Raw genomic sequence first — 13864 nt, 5'->3', positions numbered from 1 at the left:
TCGCACCGACACCCTCCCGACCTCAGAACGGCGGTGGCTCGTCCTTCACGGCGTCCGGTTCTCTGCCCGGTGCCGCACGGCCTCTCGGCGGCCCGGTGCGCGCGGGACGGGTGACGTGCCGCCTGCCGGTCGGGCTCGTCCAGTGCAGGACTCCGGCGGCCCGGTGCTCGACCTGCCAGGTGCTGGTGTGCCGGAGCCGGTGGTGGTGGCGGCAGAGGTGGGCGAGGTTGTCGGCGTCGGTGCGGCCGCCGTGCTGCCACTCGACGCCGTGGTCGACGTCGCCCGCGGAGGCCGCGCGCGTGCAGCCGGGGAAGCGGCAGGTCTCGTCGCGGTGCAGCAGGTGGCGTCGCAGATCGGCGGGCACCCGGTACGAGGTGCGTCCCACGGAGAGCACCGCGCCGGTCTCCGGATGGGTGAGGATCCGCGTGAAGGAGGGCGCATCGGCCGCGAGCCGGCGCGCGGTCTTGGGGTCGATCGGCCCGTAGCCCTCGAGGGTGCCGGGCTCGTCGGAGCGGCCGAGGAGCGTGAGGACGGGGACGGTGACGGCGACCCGCGGCCGGATCCCGACGGGGACGGCGGTGCCGGTCGAGCGCCGCTCCGCGCCGTCGGTCTCGCCGTCGATCAGGAGCGCCGCTCCGACGTCGGCCCGCAGCTGCCCGATCGTCCGCTTCTCGCCGGGCAGCTCGCGCAGGGAGCGCGCCACGCGGTCGATGCGGTCGAAGGCGCCGTGCGCTTCGGGGGCGGGGAGGTGCAGGAGCAGGGTGGCCATGCCGTCGCTCCCGCCGTCGAGCCAGACGCCTCGCCGCGCGGCGCAGCGCCGGTGGCGCTCGCGGAGCGACTCGGGATGCAGTCGCTCCCGCAGGGTCCGGAGGCGACGCTGCAGCTGCGGGGGAGTGCGGTCGGCCGCGACCACGGCGGCCTCCTCGTCGAGGCGCCCGCGCACCTCGGGCGGCAGCTCGGCGGCGGCGCGGAGGATCACCCGCGCGTGCTCGGGCGAGATCCGACCCTCACGGAGTGCGGCGAGGGTGAGCGGGAGCTCGTTGACGAGCAGCCGGCTCTCCTCGATCAGCCCGCAGACGTGCGCTTCCGACATCCGCAGCGCGGTGGCGAGCTCGGCGACGAGCGCCCGCTGTGCCGCCTCCCGCCGCTCCGCGCGGCTGCGCACCATCGGATCGACCAGCACCTCGTACGACGCCGCCGCCGCGAGCCGGGCGCGCTCGACCAGCTCGGCACGCTGCGCCTCCGCTCGCGCCCGGAGCGGATCGGCCGCGCACACCGCCTCGACCGCGGAGGCGAGCACAGCATCCGCGCCCCTGCACCCCTCGCGGGGTCGCTCCCCGTCCTCGTTCTGAACCATACGAGAATGGTTCCAGAGACCACCGACGCGCGGTCGCCTCCTCCGACGGATCGTCGGAGAACTCGCCGAAGTCGATCCTGTGGAGGAGCGCCGCACCACTCCGGAGCCGTCGTCACCCGCCGATCGCGACCCGGAAGCCCCCGATCGGGCTCGCGCAGCTCGCGCCGTCGGAGCACGCCGAGAAGTCCCACGCGTCGATCCCTGCGAAGGCCTCGCCGACGGGGAAGTCCTCCGGAATCCGCACCTCGGCCGAGAACCCCTCCGAGAGCCGACCGTCGACGCCCACCCGGACCCGGTCCTCCTCGCCCGGCCCCACCGGTGCCGCGACCACGACCCAGCCGCCGTCCGGAGCGTCCCGATCACAGTCGTCGTTCACCACCACCGTCACCGTCCCGCCCGGAGCGACGACCGCCGGCTCGACCCGCACGAGCGGCACGCAGGCCGCGGTCCCGACAGGGCCCGGCGACCCACCGGTCGTGCAGCCGCCCAGCGTCAGCAGCGCAGCGAGCGCGCCGATCAGGCGGAGCGGAACGGTCGCGGACGGACGCATGCCGTCAGGGTACGGGCGCCCGCCTCAGACCCGCCGGGGCACCGTGAACACCGTCTCCACGCCCGGCGAGTACAGCACCGAGTCCGGAGCCCGCGTCGCCAGCCCCGGGAAGCCGGCGACCTCGAGGAGCCCGTCGTCGAGCGCGAGCAGCTCCGCGCGCTGCAGCGGCCACGGCCGGTGCAGGTTGCGGCCGTACCAGGTCGAGCCCAGGTGGCGCTCGTGGTAGGCCCAGCGCGAGGTCAGGAAGCCGGCGAGCGGGTCCTCGGACGCGTCGGTGCCGGGGGTCGGCCGCACCACGATCCGCGAGCGCGCGGCGGGATCGCCGATCCGCTCGGTCGTGTAGATGACCGCTCCGTGGCGGTGCTCGATCCCCATCCGCGCCCAGCGGTACGGCAGGCCGAAGACGGCCTGCGCGGTCAGCACCGGGAGCAGGTGCGAGGCCTCGAGCGAGACGAAGACGACTCCGCGTCGCCCGTGCCGGTCGATCGAGTAGAGCCGCACGTTCACCTCGGGGAAGGTCCCCAGCCACGGCACGCGCGGCCCGCCGAGGAACGCCGTCCGCGACAGCCGGAACGGGATGAGGCCCACCCAGGAGGCGCCGTCGTGCTCGTCCGGGCGCACTCCGGGCGGCAGGTGGGGCGCGACCAGCGCCGGGTCGACGCGCCAGTGCAGGAAGGCGGCCTCGGTCCAGCGCTGGCGGAGGATGCGCGGCCCGCCGAGCGCGGGCGCGGAGCGGGTCACGGATTCGACGGAGGTCACGCGGCCATCGTGCTCCCCGCTGCTGCGAACCGGCCTGTGCTGCGCAGTATCGGCGCGCCCCGCGGCATCCGCGGCGCGATTCACCGCCCGGAGCCGGCTCCCGCGAGCTCCACCAGCGCCGAGACGGCGACCCGCACCGGTGCGGACGACGCCACCGACCCGCGCACCACCGCGTGGATCGACCGCAGCGGCCGCGGCCGCACCAGCGGCACCGCCACGAGCCCGGCCGGCAGGGGCTGGGCGGCCAGCGCCGGCAGCACCGTGAGCCCCATCCCCGCCGCCACGAAGGCGACCGCCGTCACGTGATCGTTCGCCTGCACGTGGAAGCGCGGTGTGAAGCCCGCCGCCGCGCAGGCGTCGACGAGGGTCCGGCGGCACCAGCCGGTCGGCAGGTCGTTGTCGATCCAGCGGTCGCCCGCGATCTCGGCCAGCTCGATCTCGGCGCGCCCGGCGAGCGGGTGCGACCGGCTCAGCACGGCGAGATACGGATCGTCGATCAGATGGTGCGCCGTGAAGCCGGGGGAGTCCGCCGACCCACCCGGCTCCGCGACCAGCAGCTGCACGTCCGGCCGCTCCGCCGGGTCCTCCGCCACCTCCTCGCCCAGGCGCAGATCGAGTGCCAGCTGCGGGAAGCCGGCGATCAGCCGCCGCGCCACCTCGGGCATCCAGGCGCTGCCGACGGAGGCGAAGTAGGTCATCGAGAGCCGCCCGGCCCGGCCTGCGCGCAGGTCGGCGACGACCGCCTCCGCCTCGCCGAGCCGCTCCAGCACCCGGTCGGCCTGCTCGGCGAGGGTGCGGCCCGCGGCGGTCGGCCGGACGCCGCGGCCGACCCGCTCGAGCAGGGTCAGCCCGGTCTCGCGCTGCAGCGCGGCGAGGTGCTGACTGATCGCCGAGGGCGTGTAGCCGAGCGACGACGCGGCTCCGACGATCGAGCCGGCCGCGACGACGGCGCGGAGGACCCGGAGGCGCTGGACGTCGAGCATGCGCCGACCCTAGCGATCATGAAGCCGCACTGCACGATCCGGTAGAACCGTGGACTGGTGCTGACGCCCGCCGTCCCGCCACGATGAGTCCATGACCAGCACCGCGCCCTCCCGCACCGCCGCCGCCCCGAGCCGCCGCGACGCGGTCCTGCTCTGGTCGGCGATCGCGGTGACGGTGCTGCTCTGGGCCTCGGCCTTCGTCGGGATCCGCTTCGCCGCGGACGACTTCGGCCCCGGCGCCCTCACCCTCGGCCGGATCGTCGTCGGCTCGATCGCGCTGACGGTCGTGCGCCTGGTGATCACGGCGCGCCGCCGCGGCGACCGGCCGGAGCGCAGCCGGGTGCCGCGCGGCCGGATCCTCCTGCTCGTGCTCGTCTGGGGTGTCGCCTGGTTCGGCGTCTACAACCTCGCGCTCAACGCGGCCGAGCGGCACGTCGACGCCGGCACCGCGGCGCTCCTGGTCAACATCGCGCCGATGATCACCGCGGTCCTCGCGGGCCTCCTCCTCGGCGAGGGCTTCCCGCGGCGGCTGCTCGGCGGCATGGCGGTGGCGCTCGCCGGAGTCGCGGTCATCGCGTTCTCGACCTCCTCGGGGCAGTTCGACGTGATCGGCGTCGTCCTCGGCCTCGCCGCCGCGGTCCTCTACGGCAGCGCCGCGACGCTGCAGAAGCGCCTGCTCGGGCACGTCGACGCGATGACGATGACCTGGATCGGCTGCCTGGCCGCCACCGTCGCCTGCCTGCCGTTCGCCCCGGAGCTGCTCGCCTCCCTGCAGGCCGCGCCCGCCTCCTCGATCGCCGCCGTCGTCTACCTCGGCGTGTTCCCGACGGCCGTCGCCTTCACCACCTGGGGCTACGTCCTCTCCCGCTCCAGCGCCGGCCGCACGGCCGCCACCACCTACGCGGTCCCGGCCGTCGTGGTGCTGCTGTCCTGGCTCCTGCTCGCCGAGACCCCGCCGGCCGCCGCGCTGATCGGCGGCGCGATCGCGCTGGGCGGAGTCGCGGTCGCCACGCTCCGGCGGCGGCCCGCGGGAGTCTGAGGGAGCGCTCACTCCCCGGCGATATGCTGGGGCCACGTTCGTCCAGTCGGCGCCGAGCGCCGGTCACGGTGCGCGCCCGTTACGGTGAGGATCCCCCGATGACCGAGGCCCTGCAGCCGCCCCAGAACGCTCTCTCGCTCACGCCGCCCGAGCCCGTCGCCGCCGTCGCGACCACCTCGGCGCCGTCGATCGCGCCGAAGGTGCCCGAGCAGGCGCTGCCCGGGCTCGAGGCGAAGGTCGACGGCTATCTCGCGTCGCTGATGTCCGCGGAGGCGCGCAGCCCCGAGTTCGCGGCGAAGGCCAACGACATTCGCACGATGGGCGACGCCGACATCCGCTCGGCCGCCGACTCCTCGAACCGGCTGCTGAAGACGCCCGTCCGGGCGCTGCAGGAGGGCGGGCTCTCCGAGGGCTCGAACATCGGCAAGACACTGCTGGAGCTGCGCCGCACGGTCGAGGACCTCGACCCCTCCGAGGACAACATCCAGAAGAAGATCCTCGGCTTCATCCCCTTCGGCAACAAGATCACGGACTACTTCCGCCGCTACGAGAGCGCGCAGTCGCACCTCAACGCGATCATCCAGGCGCTCTACGACGGCCAGGACGAGCTGCGGAAGGACAACGCGGCGCTCAACCTGGAGAAGCAGAACCTCTGGGACACGATGACGCGCCTCAACGAGTACATCTACGTCGCCGAGCGCCTCGACGTGAAGCTGTCCGCGAAGATCGCCGAGCTCGACGCGACCGACCCGGACCGCGCCCGCGCACTGCGCGAGGACGTCCTCTTCTACGCGCGGCAGAAGCACCAGGACCTGCTGACCCAGCTGGCCGTCTCGATCCAGGGCTACCTGGCGATCGACGTCGTGATCAAGAACAACGTCGAACTGATCAAGGGCGTCGACCGCGCGACCACGACGACCGTGTCGGCGCTGCGCACGGCGGTCATCGTCGCGCAGGCGCTCGCCAACCAGCGGCTCGTGCTCGACCAGATCACCGCGCTCAACACGACGACCTCGAACATGATCGAGGCGACGTCGCGGATGCTCGCCGAGCAGTCCGCGAGCATCCAGTCGCAGGCGGCGTCGGCGACGGTCGGGCTCCCGCAGCTGCAGGCCGCGTTCGCGAACATCTACCAGACCATGGACTCGATCTCGGACTTCAAGATCAAGGCGCTCGACAGCATGGCGCAGACCGTCGGCGTCCTCCAGGTCGAGACCGCGAAGGCCGGCGAGTACGTCGAGCGGGCCCGGCGCAGCAACTCCGACATCGACGCGGCCTCCTCGCTCGATCTCGGCCGCTAGCCGATGGGCTGGCTCTCCCGCCTGTTCGGCGGCACCGATCCGGTGCCGGAGGAGACCGCGCCCGCACTCCCGCGCGTGCCGTCCAGCGACGACATCCTCGCGGCGCTCGACCGGGTCGCGGCGGAGACCGCGGGCAAGGTCCCGGCGATCGTCGCGGCACGCATCCGCCGGGTCGACGAGACGGTGCGCGAGATGGTGCCGCGCCTGGACCGCCTCGGCGGGATGAGCCGGCAGGGCCACACCGTCGTGGCGACGGCCACCAGCTACCTGCCCGAGGCGGTCGAGGGCTATCTGCGCCTGCCGCGCGACTTCGCCGACCGCCGCGCCGTCTACAAGGGGAAGACCTCGCTGATGATCCTCTGCGACCAGCTCGACCTGCTCGGGGGCACCCTCGACCGGATCTCCGACGCCGTCTCGCGGCAGGACGCCTCGGCGCTGATCGCGCACGGGCAGTTCCTCGCCGAGAAGTTCTCGGAGTCGTCGCTGTCGAGCGGGCTCGACGCGCCTGCTGCTCCGACGACGCCCGCCGCCCCCGGCTCGCTGACCCCGCCGAGCGCCTCGTGAGCACGCTGCCGGCGTCGCTCGACGCGCTCGTATTGGTCGGATCCGCGGCCGGGCTCGACGGCGCCGCCGTGCGCGCCGAGGGCGCCCGGCTCGCGGCCGCGGTCGCCGAGTCGATCACCGGGGCGGGGCAGGACTGGCTCGCCGAGACCGGGACGACCGGCGGCCTCGAGGCGTTCTTCACCGCGGCGTCGAGCGCGCGGCGCTGGCGCAGCTCGCCGACCGATCTGCTCGCCGGGCTGGTCGCGGCGCGCTCGGAGCAGGCCGGGGCGTATGCGCGGGCGCTGACCGAGGTCGTATCCGCGGCGAGCTCGCTCGGGCAGCCGGGCATCGGCGGGATCGCGGCGGCGTCGGCGACGGCGGCGGCGCAGCTGGGGGCGGTCCAGGGAGCGGCGGCTTCGCCGGCCGGGTCCTCCGCGCCCGAACTCCGGCGCGATCTTCCTGCCGGAGTGCCGGGGGTCGACGAGATCCTCGCGCGGCTGCGGCGGACCGAGCACGACGGGCCGCAGGACGAGCCGGGGCCGGCCGCCGCCGCGCCGCCCGCCTCTCCCGCGCCGGAAGCCGAGCCCGAGCCGCTCGAGCCGCCGGAGGCGATCGAGGACCTGCTCGCCGAGCTCGACGCGCTGATCGGCCTCGACCGGGTGAAGAGCGAGATCAAGCGGCAGACCCAGCTGCTTCGGATCGACACGCTGCGCCAGGCCGCGGGGCTGACCACGCCGACGCTCACCCGGCACCTCGTCTTCACCGGCAACCCGGGCACCGGCAAGACCACCGTCGCGCGGCTCGTCTCGCGCATCTACCGCTCGCTCGGCATCCTCTCGAAGGGCGTGCTCGTCGAGGTCGACCGCTCCGAGCTGGTGGCCGGCTACCTCGGTCAGACCTCGATGAAGACGGCCGAGGTGATCGCCTCGGCCCGCGGCGGCGTGCTCTTCATCGACGAGGCCTACGCGCTCGCGCTCGACCAGTACGGCGCGGAGGCGGTGACCACCCTGGTCAAGGACATGGAGGACCACCGCGGCGACCTGGTCGTCATCGTGGCGGGCTACTCCGGGCCGATGCAGGGCTTCCTCGACACCAACCCCGGGCTCGCGAGCCGCTTCTCCACCACCATCGACTTCGCGGACTACAGCGACGAGGAGCTGTCCGCGATCTTCGCGCGCCTCGCCGCCGCCGCCGACTTCACGCCGACGGAGGAGGCGGTCGCCGCCTTCGCCGACGTCGCTGCCGCGCAGGAGCGCACCGAGGCGTTCGGCAACGGGCGCTGGGTGCGCAACGTGCTCGACGCGGCCATCGCGCGTCACGCCTGGCGCCTGCGCGACACCGAGGAGCCGACGCTCGACGAGCTGCGGACCCTGGAGGCGGAGGACGTCGTGGAGGCGGAGCTGCCGGACGCGGAGTCCCCGGCAGCGGAGTCCGAGACCGACGCATCGACCGAGGAGATCGCATGAGCATCGCCACTGCCGCGCCGCCGGCTCCGCCCGCACCCGCGCAGACTGCGTCTGCCGCTCGGCGACCGACCCTCCTCGCCCGCGCGACCTCGACCACTCCGCGCACCCTCCGCCTGCTGCTGGTGCTGACGGCGCTCGCCGCCGTGCTGTTCGGTGTCTTCGCCCAGCAGGCCGCGTCGCTGCAGGCGCGCGCCGCGCAGGAGGCCCGCGAGCAGGCCGCCCAGCTGATCGGCGTGCAGGACGTGCGGAACCTGCTCGTCGACGCCAACGCGATCGCGGCGAACACCTTCCTGGTCGGCGGTCTCGAGCCCGCGGAGCAGCGCCAGACCTACGTGGACAACCTCGCCGGCGCGTCCTCGCGGATCGCCCGGCTCGCCGCGACGCAGCCCGACGACGCCGAGACCCTCGCGAAGGTCGCCACCAAGCTGACCACCTACAGCGGACTGATCGAGCAGGCCCGCGCCAACAACCGGCAGGGCTTCCCGGTCGGCTCGGCGTACCTCGACCAGGCCTCGGCGCAGCTGACCGATGCCGAGAAGGGGATCCTCACGGATCTCAACGGGCTGGTCACCCGCGGGGCGGACCGCGTCGCCGCCGCCTACGACACCGTGCGCTTCAGCGTGCTGCTGCTGATCGGCTCGCTCGCGATGCTGCTCCTGCTCGTCGCGGCGCAGGTCTGGCTGGCGCGCAGGACGCACCGCTACCTCAACCGGCCGCTCGCGACCGCCACCGGACTGCTGCTGCTGGTCGGGATCGGCGGCACGATCCTGCTCGGCTCGATCGGCGGGCGCGCGGCGGCGGTGCGCGCCGACTCCTACCAGGCGACCCTCGTCGTCTCGCAGGCGCTCACGGCGGCGAGCGACGCGAAGTCGCTGGAGAGCTTCACGCTGATCAAGCGCGGCTCGGGAGCGGCGCTCGAGGCGGAGTTCCAGGCGGCGGCGAAGGACGCGGGCGACCGTCTGCAGGCCGGAGTCGACGACGGCATCGTCGACGGGGCGCTGCTGACGGAGCTGAACGCGTGGCTCGATCTGCACGCGGCGATCCGCGATCAGGACGACGGCGGGAACTGGGACGAGGCGGTGAAGCTCGCCACCGCCACCGGGGACGGCACCGCCAACGGCGCGTTCACCGCCTTCGCGAACGATGCGCGCACGGCGATCGTCGACGACACGAACGCGACCCGCACCGAACTCGACGACGGGAGCGCGACCGCCTCGATCGCCTCCTGGATACTGCTCGCCGCCGGCCTGGTGGGCGCCCTGCTCGCCTGGCGCGGCGTCGCGCAGCGACTGGAGGAGTACCGATGACCCGCCTCAGCACCCTGCGCACGGGCGCCGTCGCGCTCCTGCTCGGCACCGTGCTCGCCGTCTCCGGCTGCACCAGCGGCGCGAGCGACCTCGGCAGCATCACCGAGGCGACCACGCCGACCCCCACGGCGTCCGCGCCGTCGACCGCCGCTCCGGCCACGGCCGAGTGCTCGCCCTCGGCGGTCACCTCCTACGCGCCCACCGGCGTCACCGACAGCCCCCGCCTCGCGCAGATCCGGGACAACGGGAAGCTCCGCGTCGGCGTCTCGGCCGACACCCTGCTGATGTCCTCCCGCAACCCGCTGACCGGCACGATCGAGGGCTTCGACATCGACATCGCCCGCGAGATCGCCGGCGCGATCCTCGGGAACCCCGACGAGATCGAGTTCGTCGTGATCACCTCGGCTCAGCGCCTGCCCGCCCTCAGCGGCGACGCCGCGACGCCGCAGGTCGACCTGGTCGCCCGGACGCTGACGATGACCTGCGACCGCTGGGACAGCATCGCCTTCTCCTCCGAGTACTACGCCGCGGGGCTGAAGGTGCTCGTCTCCGAGAAGAACAAGGCGAAGAGCATCGACGAGCTGGCCGGCGCGAAGGTCTGCGCGCCGCGCAGCACCACCACGCTCAGCCGGCTCGAGAGCGACTACCCCGACGTGGAGGCGGTCGCCGCCGACACGCACACCCAGTGCCTCGCGCAGTTCCAGGAGGGCTCCGTCGACGCCATCGCCGGCGACGACACGATCCTCGCCGGCTTCGTCGCGCAGGACCCGTACGCCGAGGTCATCGGCGACCAGCTCAGCTCCGAGCCCTACGGCCTCGGGATGCCGGCCGGCGACACCGACTACGTGCGCTTCGTCAACGCGGCGCTCGAGAGCATCCGCGCGGACGGCCGCTGGCAGAGCATCTACCAGCGCTGGCTCGGCGATCTCGGCACGGCGACGCCGCCCGCCGCCGTGTACGGGCGCTGATGGCGGCCGGGACGAGCGCGCAGGGGGTCTCGGGGGCGGGAGTCTCGGAGGGGACGCCCGTCGCTCCGGGGCGCCTGGGCGAGGCGATCCCGCAGCGCGAGCTCTTCGACTACCTCGCCCAGCTCGGCCGCTGGCTGGAGCGGACGACCCGCGAGCTCTCGCGGCTGGACGCCGCCGCGCTCGCCTCGCCGCAGGCCGACAGCTACACCGCCGACGTCGTCCTCGCGCAGTCGCTGCGCGAGTCGGTCACCCGTCGGCTGGCCGAGCTCGAGGTCGTCTGGGACTCCGGCCGCGTGGACGCCGTCGCGCGCGAGCGGATGTCGCAGCTGATCTGGGGGCGGCTGGACTCCTCCGGCTCGGGCGGGAGTGCCGCCGTCTCGCTGGTCGAGGCCGTCCGGCTCTGCGACGCCGTCATCGGCCAGCTGAAGTCGCGCCTGGAGCTCGACCCGAGCGGCACCGACGTCGCCGGCCGGATCGTCGGGGTGCGCGCCGAGATCGAGCGCTGCCGCGACCTCACCCGCGACGCGCGCGGCACCGTCGACCAGGCCGCCGCCCAGCGCGTCGCCGTGCTCCGCTCGCGGCTGGACGCCCTCGCCGAGAAGGCCGGCCGCGGCGCCGACGTGTCCGGGCCGCTCGGCCAGCTGGAGAGCGACTCCGCCCGGCTAGAGCGCGACCTGATCATCGCCGCATCCGAGCGCCGCGGCCTCGAGCACGACCGGGTCCGCGCCCGCGAGCTGGCCGCCGCCGCGGAGCTGCGCGAGGCGCCGCTGCGCGAGCTGGTCGCCCGCTGCCGCCGCGAGATCGCGGATCCGCCCCGCCTCGCCGTGCCCGACGTCTCGCGCCTCGGCGAGCCGCCGAGCGGTCGGGAGGCGCTCGACGCGCACCTCGCCCGCCTCACCGCCGTCGGCCGGGCGTTCGACGCCGTCGAGGCCGCCTACACCTCGCCGCTGCGCGAGCGGGCCGCCCTCGGCTTCCGGCTGCGGGCCCTACGCGAGCGCGCCGCCGCCAACGGCCGGGCCGCCTCCGCCGTCGGCGTCGCGGCCGACGCCGAGGTCCGCGCCGCGCTCGACGCGGTGCCCTGCTCGGTGCCGCTCGCCCGCCACCTGGTCGAGCAGTACGACGTGGTCACCCGCGATCTGCCCACCGCCCCGTCTCCCTCGCACCACCGGAAGGCCAGCTCATGAACGGCGACCCCTGCACCTCGACCCCGGGCTGCACCGGCGTCATCGAGGACGGCTACTGCAACGTCTGCGGGCTGCCGGCGGAGGCGCCGGCGGCCGCGGTGTCCGCTCCCGCCGTCTCCACTCCCACCGCGCGCCGCCCCGCTCCCGCGGCCGGCCCCACTCCCGCCACCGCCTCCGCCGCCTTCGGCACCGGCTTCGCCGAGGGCGCGCCGAACGCGCAGGCCCCGGTCGGGTCCAGCACCGAGGAGGCGGCGACCGCCCGCAGCGGCCGCACCTCCTCCGCCCGCCTCGCGACCGCCGCGCTCGGCTCGGCCCGCACGGCGCAGACCGGCTCGAAGACCACCCGCCGCGTCGGCACCACCTCCACCCGCCTGCGCGGACCGCGGCTCGGCGCCGGGCTGACGACCGTCCCCTCGCGCCCCGCCGCCGACCCGATGGCCGCGCTGATGAAGGAGGCGGTGCTCCCCGAGCGCAAGCGCTTCTGCTCCAACTGCGGCACCGCGGTCGGCCGCGGCCGCGACGGCAAGCCCGGCCGCACCGAGGGCTTCTGCCCCAACTGCCGCACCCCGTTCAGCTTCACGCCGCAGCTGGCGAAGGGCGACGTCGTCGGCGGGCAGTACGAGGTGGTCGGCTGCCTCGCCTACGGCGGACTCGGCTGGATCTACCTCGCCCGCGACCGCAACGTCTCCGGCCGCTGGGTCGTGCTCAAGGGCCTGCTCAACTCCGGCGACCCGGACGCGTACGCCGCGGCGGTGACGGAGCGGCAGTACCTCGCCGAGGTCGAGCACCCGCTGATCGTCGAGATCTACAACTTCGTCCTGCACGAGGGCGCCGGCTACATCGTGATGGAGTACGTCGGCGGACCGAGCCTCAAGCAGATCCTCCAGGAGCGCCGCGACGCGAACGGCGGCTCCGCGGATCCGCTGCCCGTCGACCAGGCGCTCGCCTTCGTCCTCGAGGTGATGCCCGCCTTCGCCTACCTGCACGACCACGGGCTGCTCTACTGCGACTTCAAGCCGGACAACATGATCCAGGTCGGCGACCAGGTCAAGCTGATCGACCTCGGCGGGGTGCGCCGCGCGGACGACGAGGAGTCGGCGATCTACGGCACGGTCGGCTACCAGGCGCCCGAGGTCCCCGAGCTCGGGCCGTCGATCGCCTCCGACGTCTACACGATCGGGCGGACGATCGCCTCGCTCGTCCTCGACTTCCGCGGCAACCAGACCACCTACGTCGCCTCGCTGCCGCCGGTGTCCGAGACGCCGCTGTTCCAGAAGTACGACTCGTTCTACCGCCTGGTCGCGAAGGCCTGCGCGCCCGACCCGCAGGACCGCTTCGCCACCGTCGACGAGATGCGCGGGCAGCTGCTCGGCGTGCTGCGCGAGGTCGTCGCGACCGACCGCGGGCCGGGTCACCCCGCGCTGCACTCGACCGAGTCCGCGCTCTTCGAGGCGCCCGTCGCCGACGTGGTCGACCGTCCGCTGCCCTGGGACGCGCTGCCGGGGCTCAAGACCGACGAGTCGGACCCGGCCCGCGCCTGGCTCGCGGGCGTCAACGTCGCCGACCCGATCGTGCGGCTGCGCGCCCTCGCGCTCGCGCCGACCGTCACCGTCGAGGTGCGGCTCGCCCGCGCCCGCGCGGCGATCGAGGCCGAGCGCTGGGAGGACGTCGCCCGCGCGACCGGCGAGATCCTCACCGAGGACCCCTGGGAGTGGCGCGCGGTCTGGATGAGCGGGCTGGCCCAGCTCGCCCGCCACGACGACATCGGCGCCCGCGCCTCGTTCAACACCGTCTACGGTCAGGTGCCGGGCGAGCTCGCGCCGAAGCTCGCGCTCGCCGCGGCCTGCGAGTCGAGCGGCGAGCCCGAGGTGGCGGAGTCGCTCTACGTGATCTGCGCCCGTGCCGACGCCAACTACACCGCGCCGGCCGCCTTCGGTCTCGCCCGGGTCCGGCAGCACCGGGCCGACCTGGACGGCGCGCTCGACGCGCTCGACATCGTCACGCCGACCCGCTCCTCCTACGTCGACGCCCGCCGCCGCCGCGCCGAGCTGCTGGCCGGCTCCGGCCGCGGACTGCCGGCGCTCTCCGCCGCGCTCGCCAGTGTCGACACGGTGGCGATCGACTCGCGGACCCGGCTCGAGCTGACGACGGGGGTGCTGGAGTCGGCGCTCGAGCTGGTCCGCCGCGACGGGCCCGCCGAGGGCGCGACGATCGGCGGGATCGACGCCACCGAGCCCGCCCTCCGGGACGGCCTCGAGACCTCCTACCGCTCGCTCGCGGCCGCCACCCGCGACAAGGAGGAGCGCCTGCGCCTCGTCGACCGGGCGAACGCCGTGCGCCGCTGGACGCTGACGTGAGCGGGGAGAGCGACGTGAGCGGGGAGAGCGACGTGAGCGGGGAGAGTTCC

General features: G+C 74.6%; 12 protein-coding genes. 8 read left to right on the top strand and 4 right to left on the bottom strand.

Annotation, left to right across the window (positions count from 1 at the left end; translation table 11 throughout):
• Positions 1–22: 22 nt before the first annotated feature.
• The 4 genes from EDF43_RS00450 to EDF43_RS00435 all read right to left on the bottom strand — a co-directional run bounded on the left by EDF43_RS00450 (position 23) and on the right by EDF43_RS00435 (position 3649).
• Positions 23–1300, bottom strand: coding sequence for an HNH endonuclease signature motif containing protein (locus tag EDF43_RS00450; RefSeq protein ID WP_165908964.1), 1278 nt, complete (start codon positions 1298–1300; stop codon positions 23–25).
• Between the two features lie 169 nt (positions 1301–1469).
• Positions 1470–1907 (bottom strand): hypothetical protein, encoded by a 438-nt coding sequence (locus EDF43_RS00445; protein WP_132434756.1) that lies wholly within the window; start codon positions 1905–1907, stop codon positions 1470–1472.
• A gap of 24 nt (positions 1908–1931) precedes the next feature.
• Positions 1932–2666, bottom strand: a complete 735-nt coding sequence (locus EDF43_RS00440; RefSeq protein ID WP_207901590.1) for a DUF2071 domain-containing protein — start codon at positions 2664–2666, stop codon at positions 1932–1934.
• Between the two features lie 80 nt (positions 2667–2746).
• Positions 2747–3649 (bottom strand): LysR family transcriptional regulator, encoded by a 903-nt coding sequence (locus EDF43_RS00435; protein WP_132434754.1) that lies wholly within the window; start codon positions 3647–3649, stop codon positions 2747–2749.
• 91 nt (positions 3650–3740) lie between these two features.
• On the opposite strand from EDF43_RS00435, the gene EDF43_RS00430 reads away from it, so the two are divergent.
• From EDF43_RS00430 to EDF43_RS00395, 8 genes are all read left to right on the top strand, one after another.
• Positions 3741–4688: a DMT family transporter gene (locus EDF43_RS00430; protein WP_132434752.1), complete on the top strand. Its 948-nt coding sequence runs from the start codon at positions 3741–3743 to the stop codon at positions 4686–4688.
• A 98-nt stretch (positions 4689–4786) separates the two neighbouring features.
• The gene (locus EDF43_RS00425; RefSeq protein ID WP_123701898.1) at positions 4787–5989 is read left to right on the top strand and encodes a toxic anion resistance protein; all 1203 of its coding nucleotides are present in this window, start codon (positions 4787–4789) and stop codon (positions 5987–5989) included.
• Between the two features lie 3 nt (positions 5990–5992).
• A complete protein-coding gene (locus EDF43_RS22060; protein WP_207901589.1) occupies positions 5993–6553 on the top strand; it encodes a hypothetical protein in 561 nt (186 codons plus the stop codon).
• Positions 6550–7998 (top strand): AAA family ATPase, encoded by a 1449-nt coding sequence (locus EDF43_RS00415; RefSeq protein ID WP_132434750.1) that lies wholly within the window; start codon positions 6550–6552, stop codon positions 7996–7998. Before EDF43_RS22060 ends, EDF43_RS00415 begins: the two co-directional genes overlap by 4 nt.
• Positions 7995–9305, top strand: coding sequence for a hypothetical protein (locus EDF43_RS00410; protein ID WP_123734943.1), 1311 nt, complete (start codon positions 7995–7997; stop codon positions 9303–9305). Before EDF43_RS00415 ends, EDF43_RS00410 begins: the two co-directional genes overlap by 4 nt.
• On the top strand, positions 9302–10273 hold the full coding sequence (locus tag EDF43_RS00405; RefSeq protein ID WP_132434748.1) for a glutamate ABC transporter substrate-binding protein: 972 nt from the start codon (positions 9302–9304) through the stop codon (positions 10271–10273). The genes EDF43_RS00410 and EDF43_RS00405 overlap by 4 nt, the downstream gene beginning before the upstream one ends.
• Positions 10273–11457 (top strand): hypothetical protein, encoded by a 1185-nt coding sequence (locus tag EDF43_RS00400; protein ID WP_132434746.1) that lies wholly within the window; start codon positions 10273–10275, stop codon positions 11455–11457. The genes EDF43_RS00405 and EDF43_RS00400 overlap by 1 nt, the downstream gene beginning before the upstream one ends.
• Positions 11454–13814 (top strand): serine/threonine-protein kinase, encoded by a 2361-nt coding sequence (locus tag EDF43_RS00395; RefSeq protein ID WP_132434744.1) that lies wholly within the window; start codon positions 11454–11456, stop codon positions 13812–13814. The genes EDF43_RS00400 and EDF43_RS00395 overlap by 4 nt, the downstream gene beginning before the upstream one ends.
• The last annotated feature ends 50 nt before the right edge of the window (positions 13815–13864 follow it).

This window comes from Rathayibacter sp. PhB179 (genome assembly GCF_004345345.1).
In the GTDB taxonomy this organism is placed as follows: Bacteria; Actinomycetota; Actinomycetes; order Actinomycetales; family Microbacteriaceae; genus Rathayibacter; species Rathayibacter festucae.
The sequence above is the reverse complement of the archived record's forward strand: the minus strand, read 5'-3'. Positions and strand labels throughout refer to the sequence as shown.

What these genes read in the sequence shown, in the direction of transcription:
- EDF43_RS00445 (WP_132434756.1), bottom strand. Translation starts at nt 1,907, where the DNA reads ATGCGTCCGTCCGCGACCGTTCCGCTCCGCCTGATCGGCGCGCTCGCT.
- EDF43_RS00435 (WP_132434754.1), bottom strand. Translation starts at nt 3,649, where the DNA reads ATGCTCGACGTCCAGCGCCTCCGGGTCCTCCGCGCCGTCGTCGCGGCC.
- EDF43_RS00430 (WP_132434752.1), top strand. Translation starts at nt 3,741, where the DNA reads ATGACCAGCACCGCGCCCTCCCGCACCGCCGCCGCCCCGAGCCGCCGC.
- EDF43_RS00425 (WP_123701898.1), top strand. Translation starts at nt 4,787, where the DNA reads ATGACCGAGGCCCTGCAGCCGCCCCAGAACGCTCTCTCGCTCACGCCG.
- EDF43_RS22060 (WP_207901589.1), top strand. Translation starts at nt 5,993, where the DNA reads ATGGGCTGGCTCTCCCGCCTGTTCGGCGGCACCGATCCGGTGCCGGAG.
- EDF43_RS00410 (WP_123734943.1), top strand. Translation starts at nt 7,995, where the DNA reads ATGAGCATCGCCACTGCCGCGCCGCCGGCTCCGCCCGCACCCGCGCAG.
- EDF43_RS00405 (WP_132434748.1), top strand. Translation starts at nt 9,302, where the DNA reads ATGACCCGCCTCAGCACCCTGCGCACGGGCGCCGTCGCGCTCCTGCTC.
- EDF43_RS00400 (WP_132434746.1), top strand. Translation starts at nt 10,273, where the DNA reads ATGGCGGCCGGGACGAGCGCGCAGGGGGTCTCGGGGGCGGGAGTCTCG.
- EDF43_RS00395 (WP_132434744.1), top strand. Translation starts at nt 11,454, where the DNA reads ATGAACGGCGACCCCTGCACCTCGACCCCGGGCTGCACCGGCGTCATC.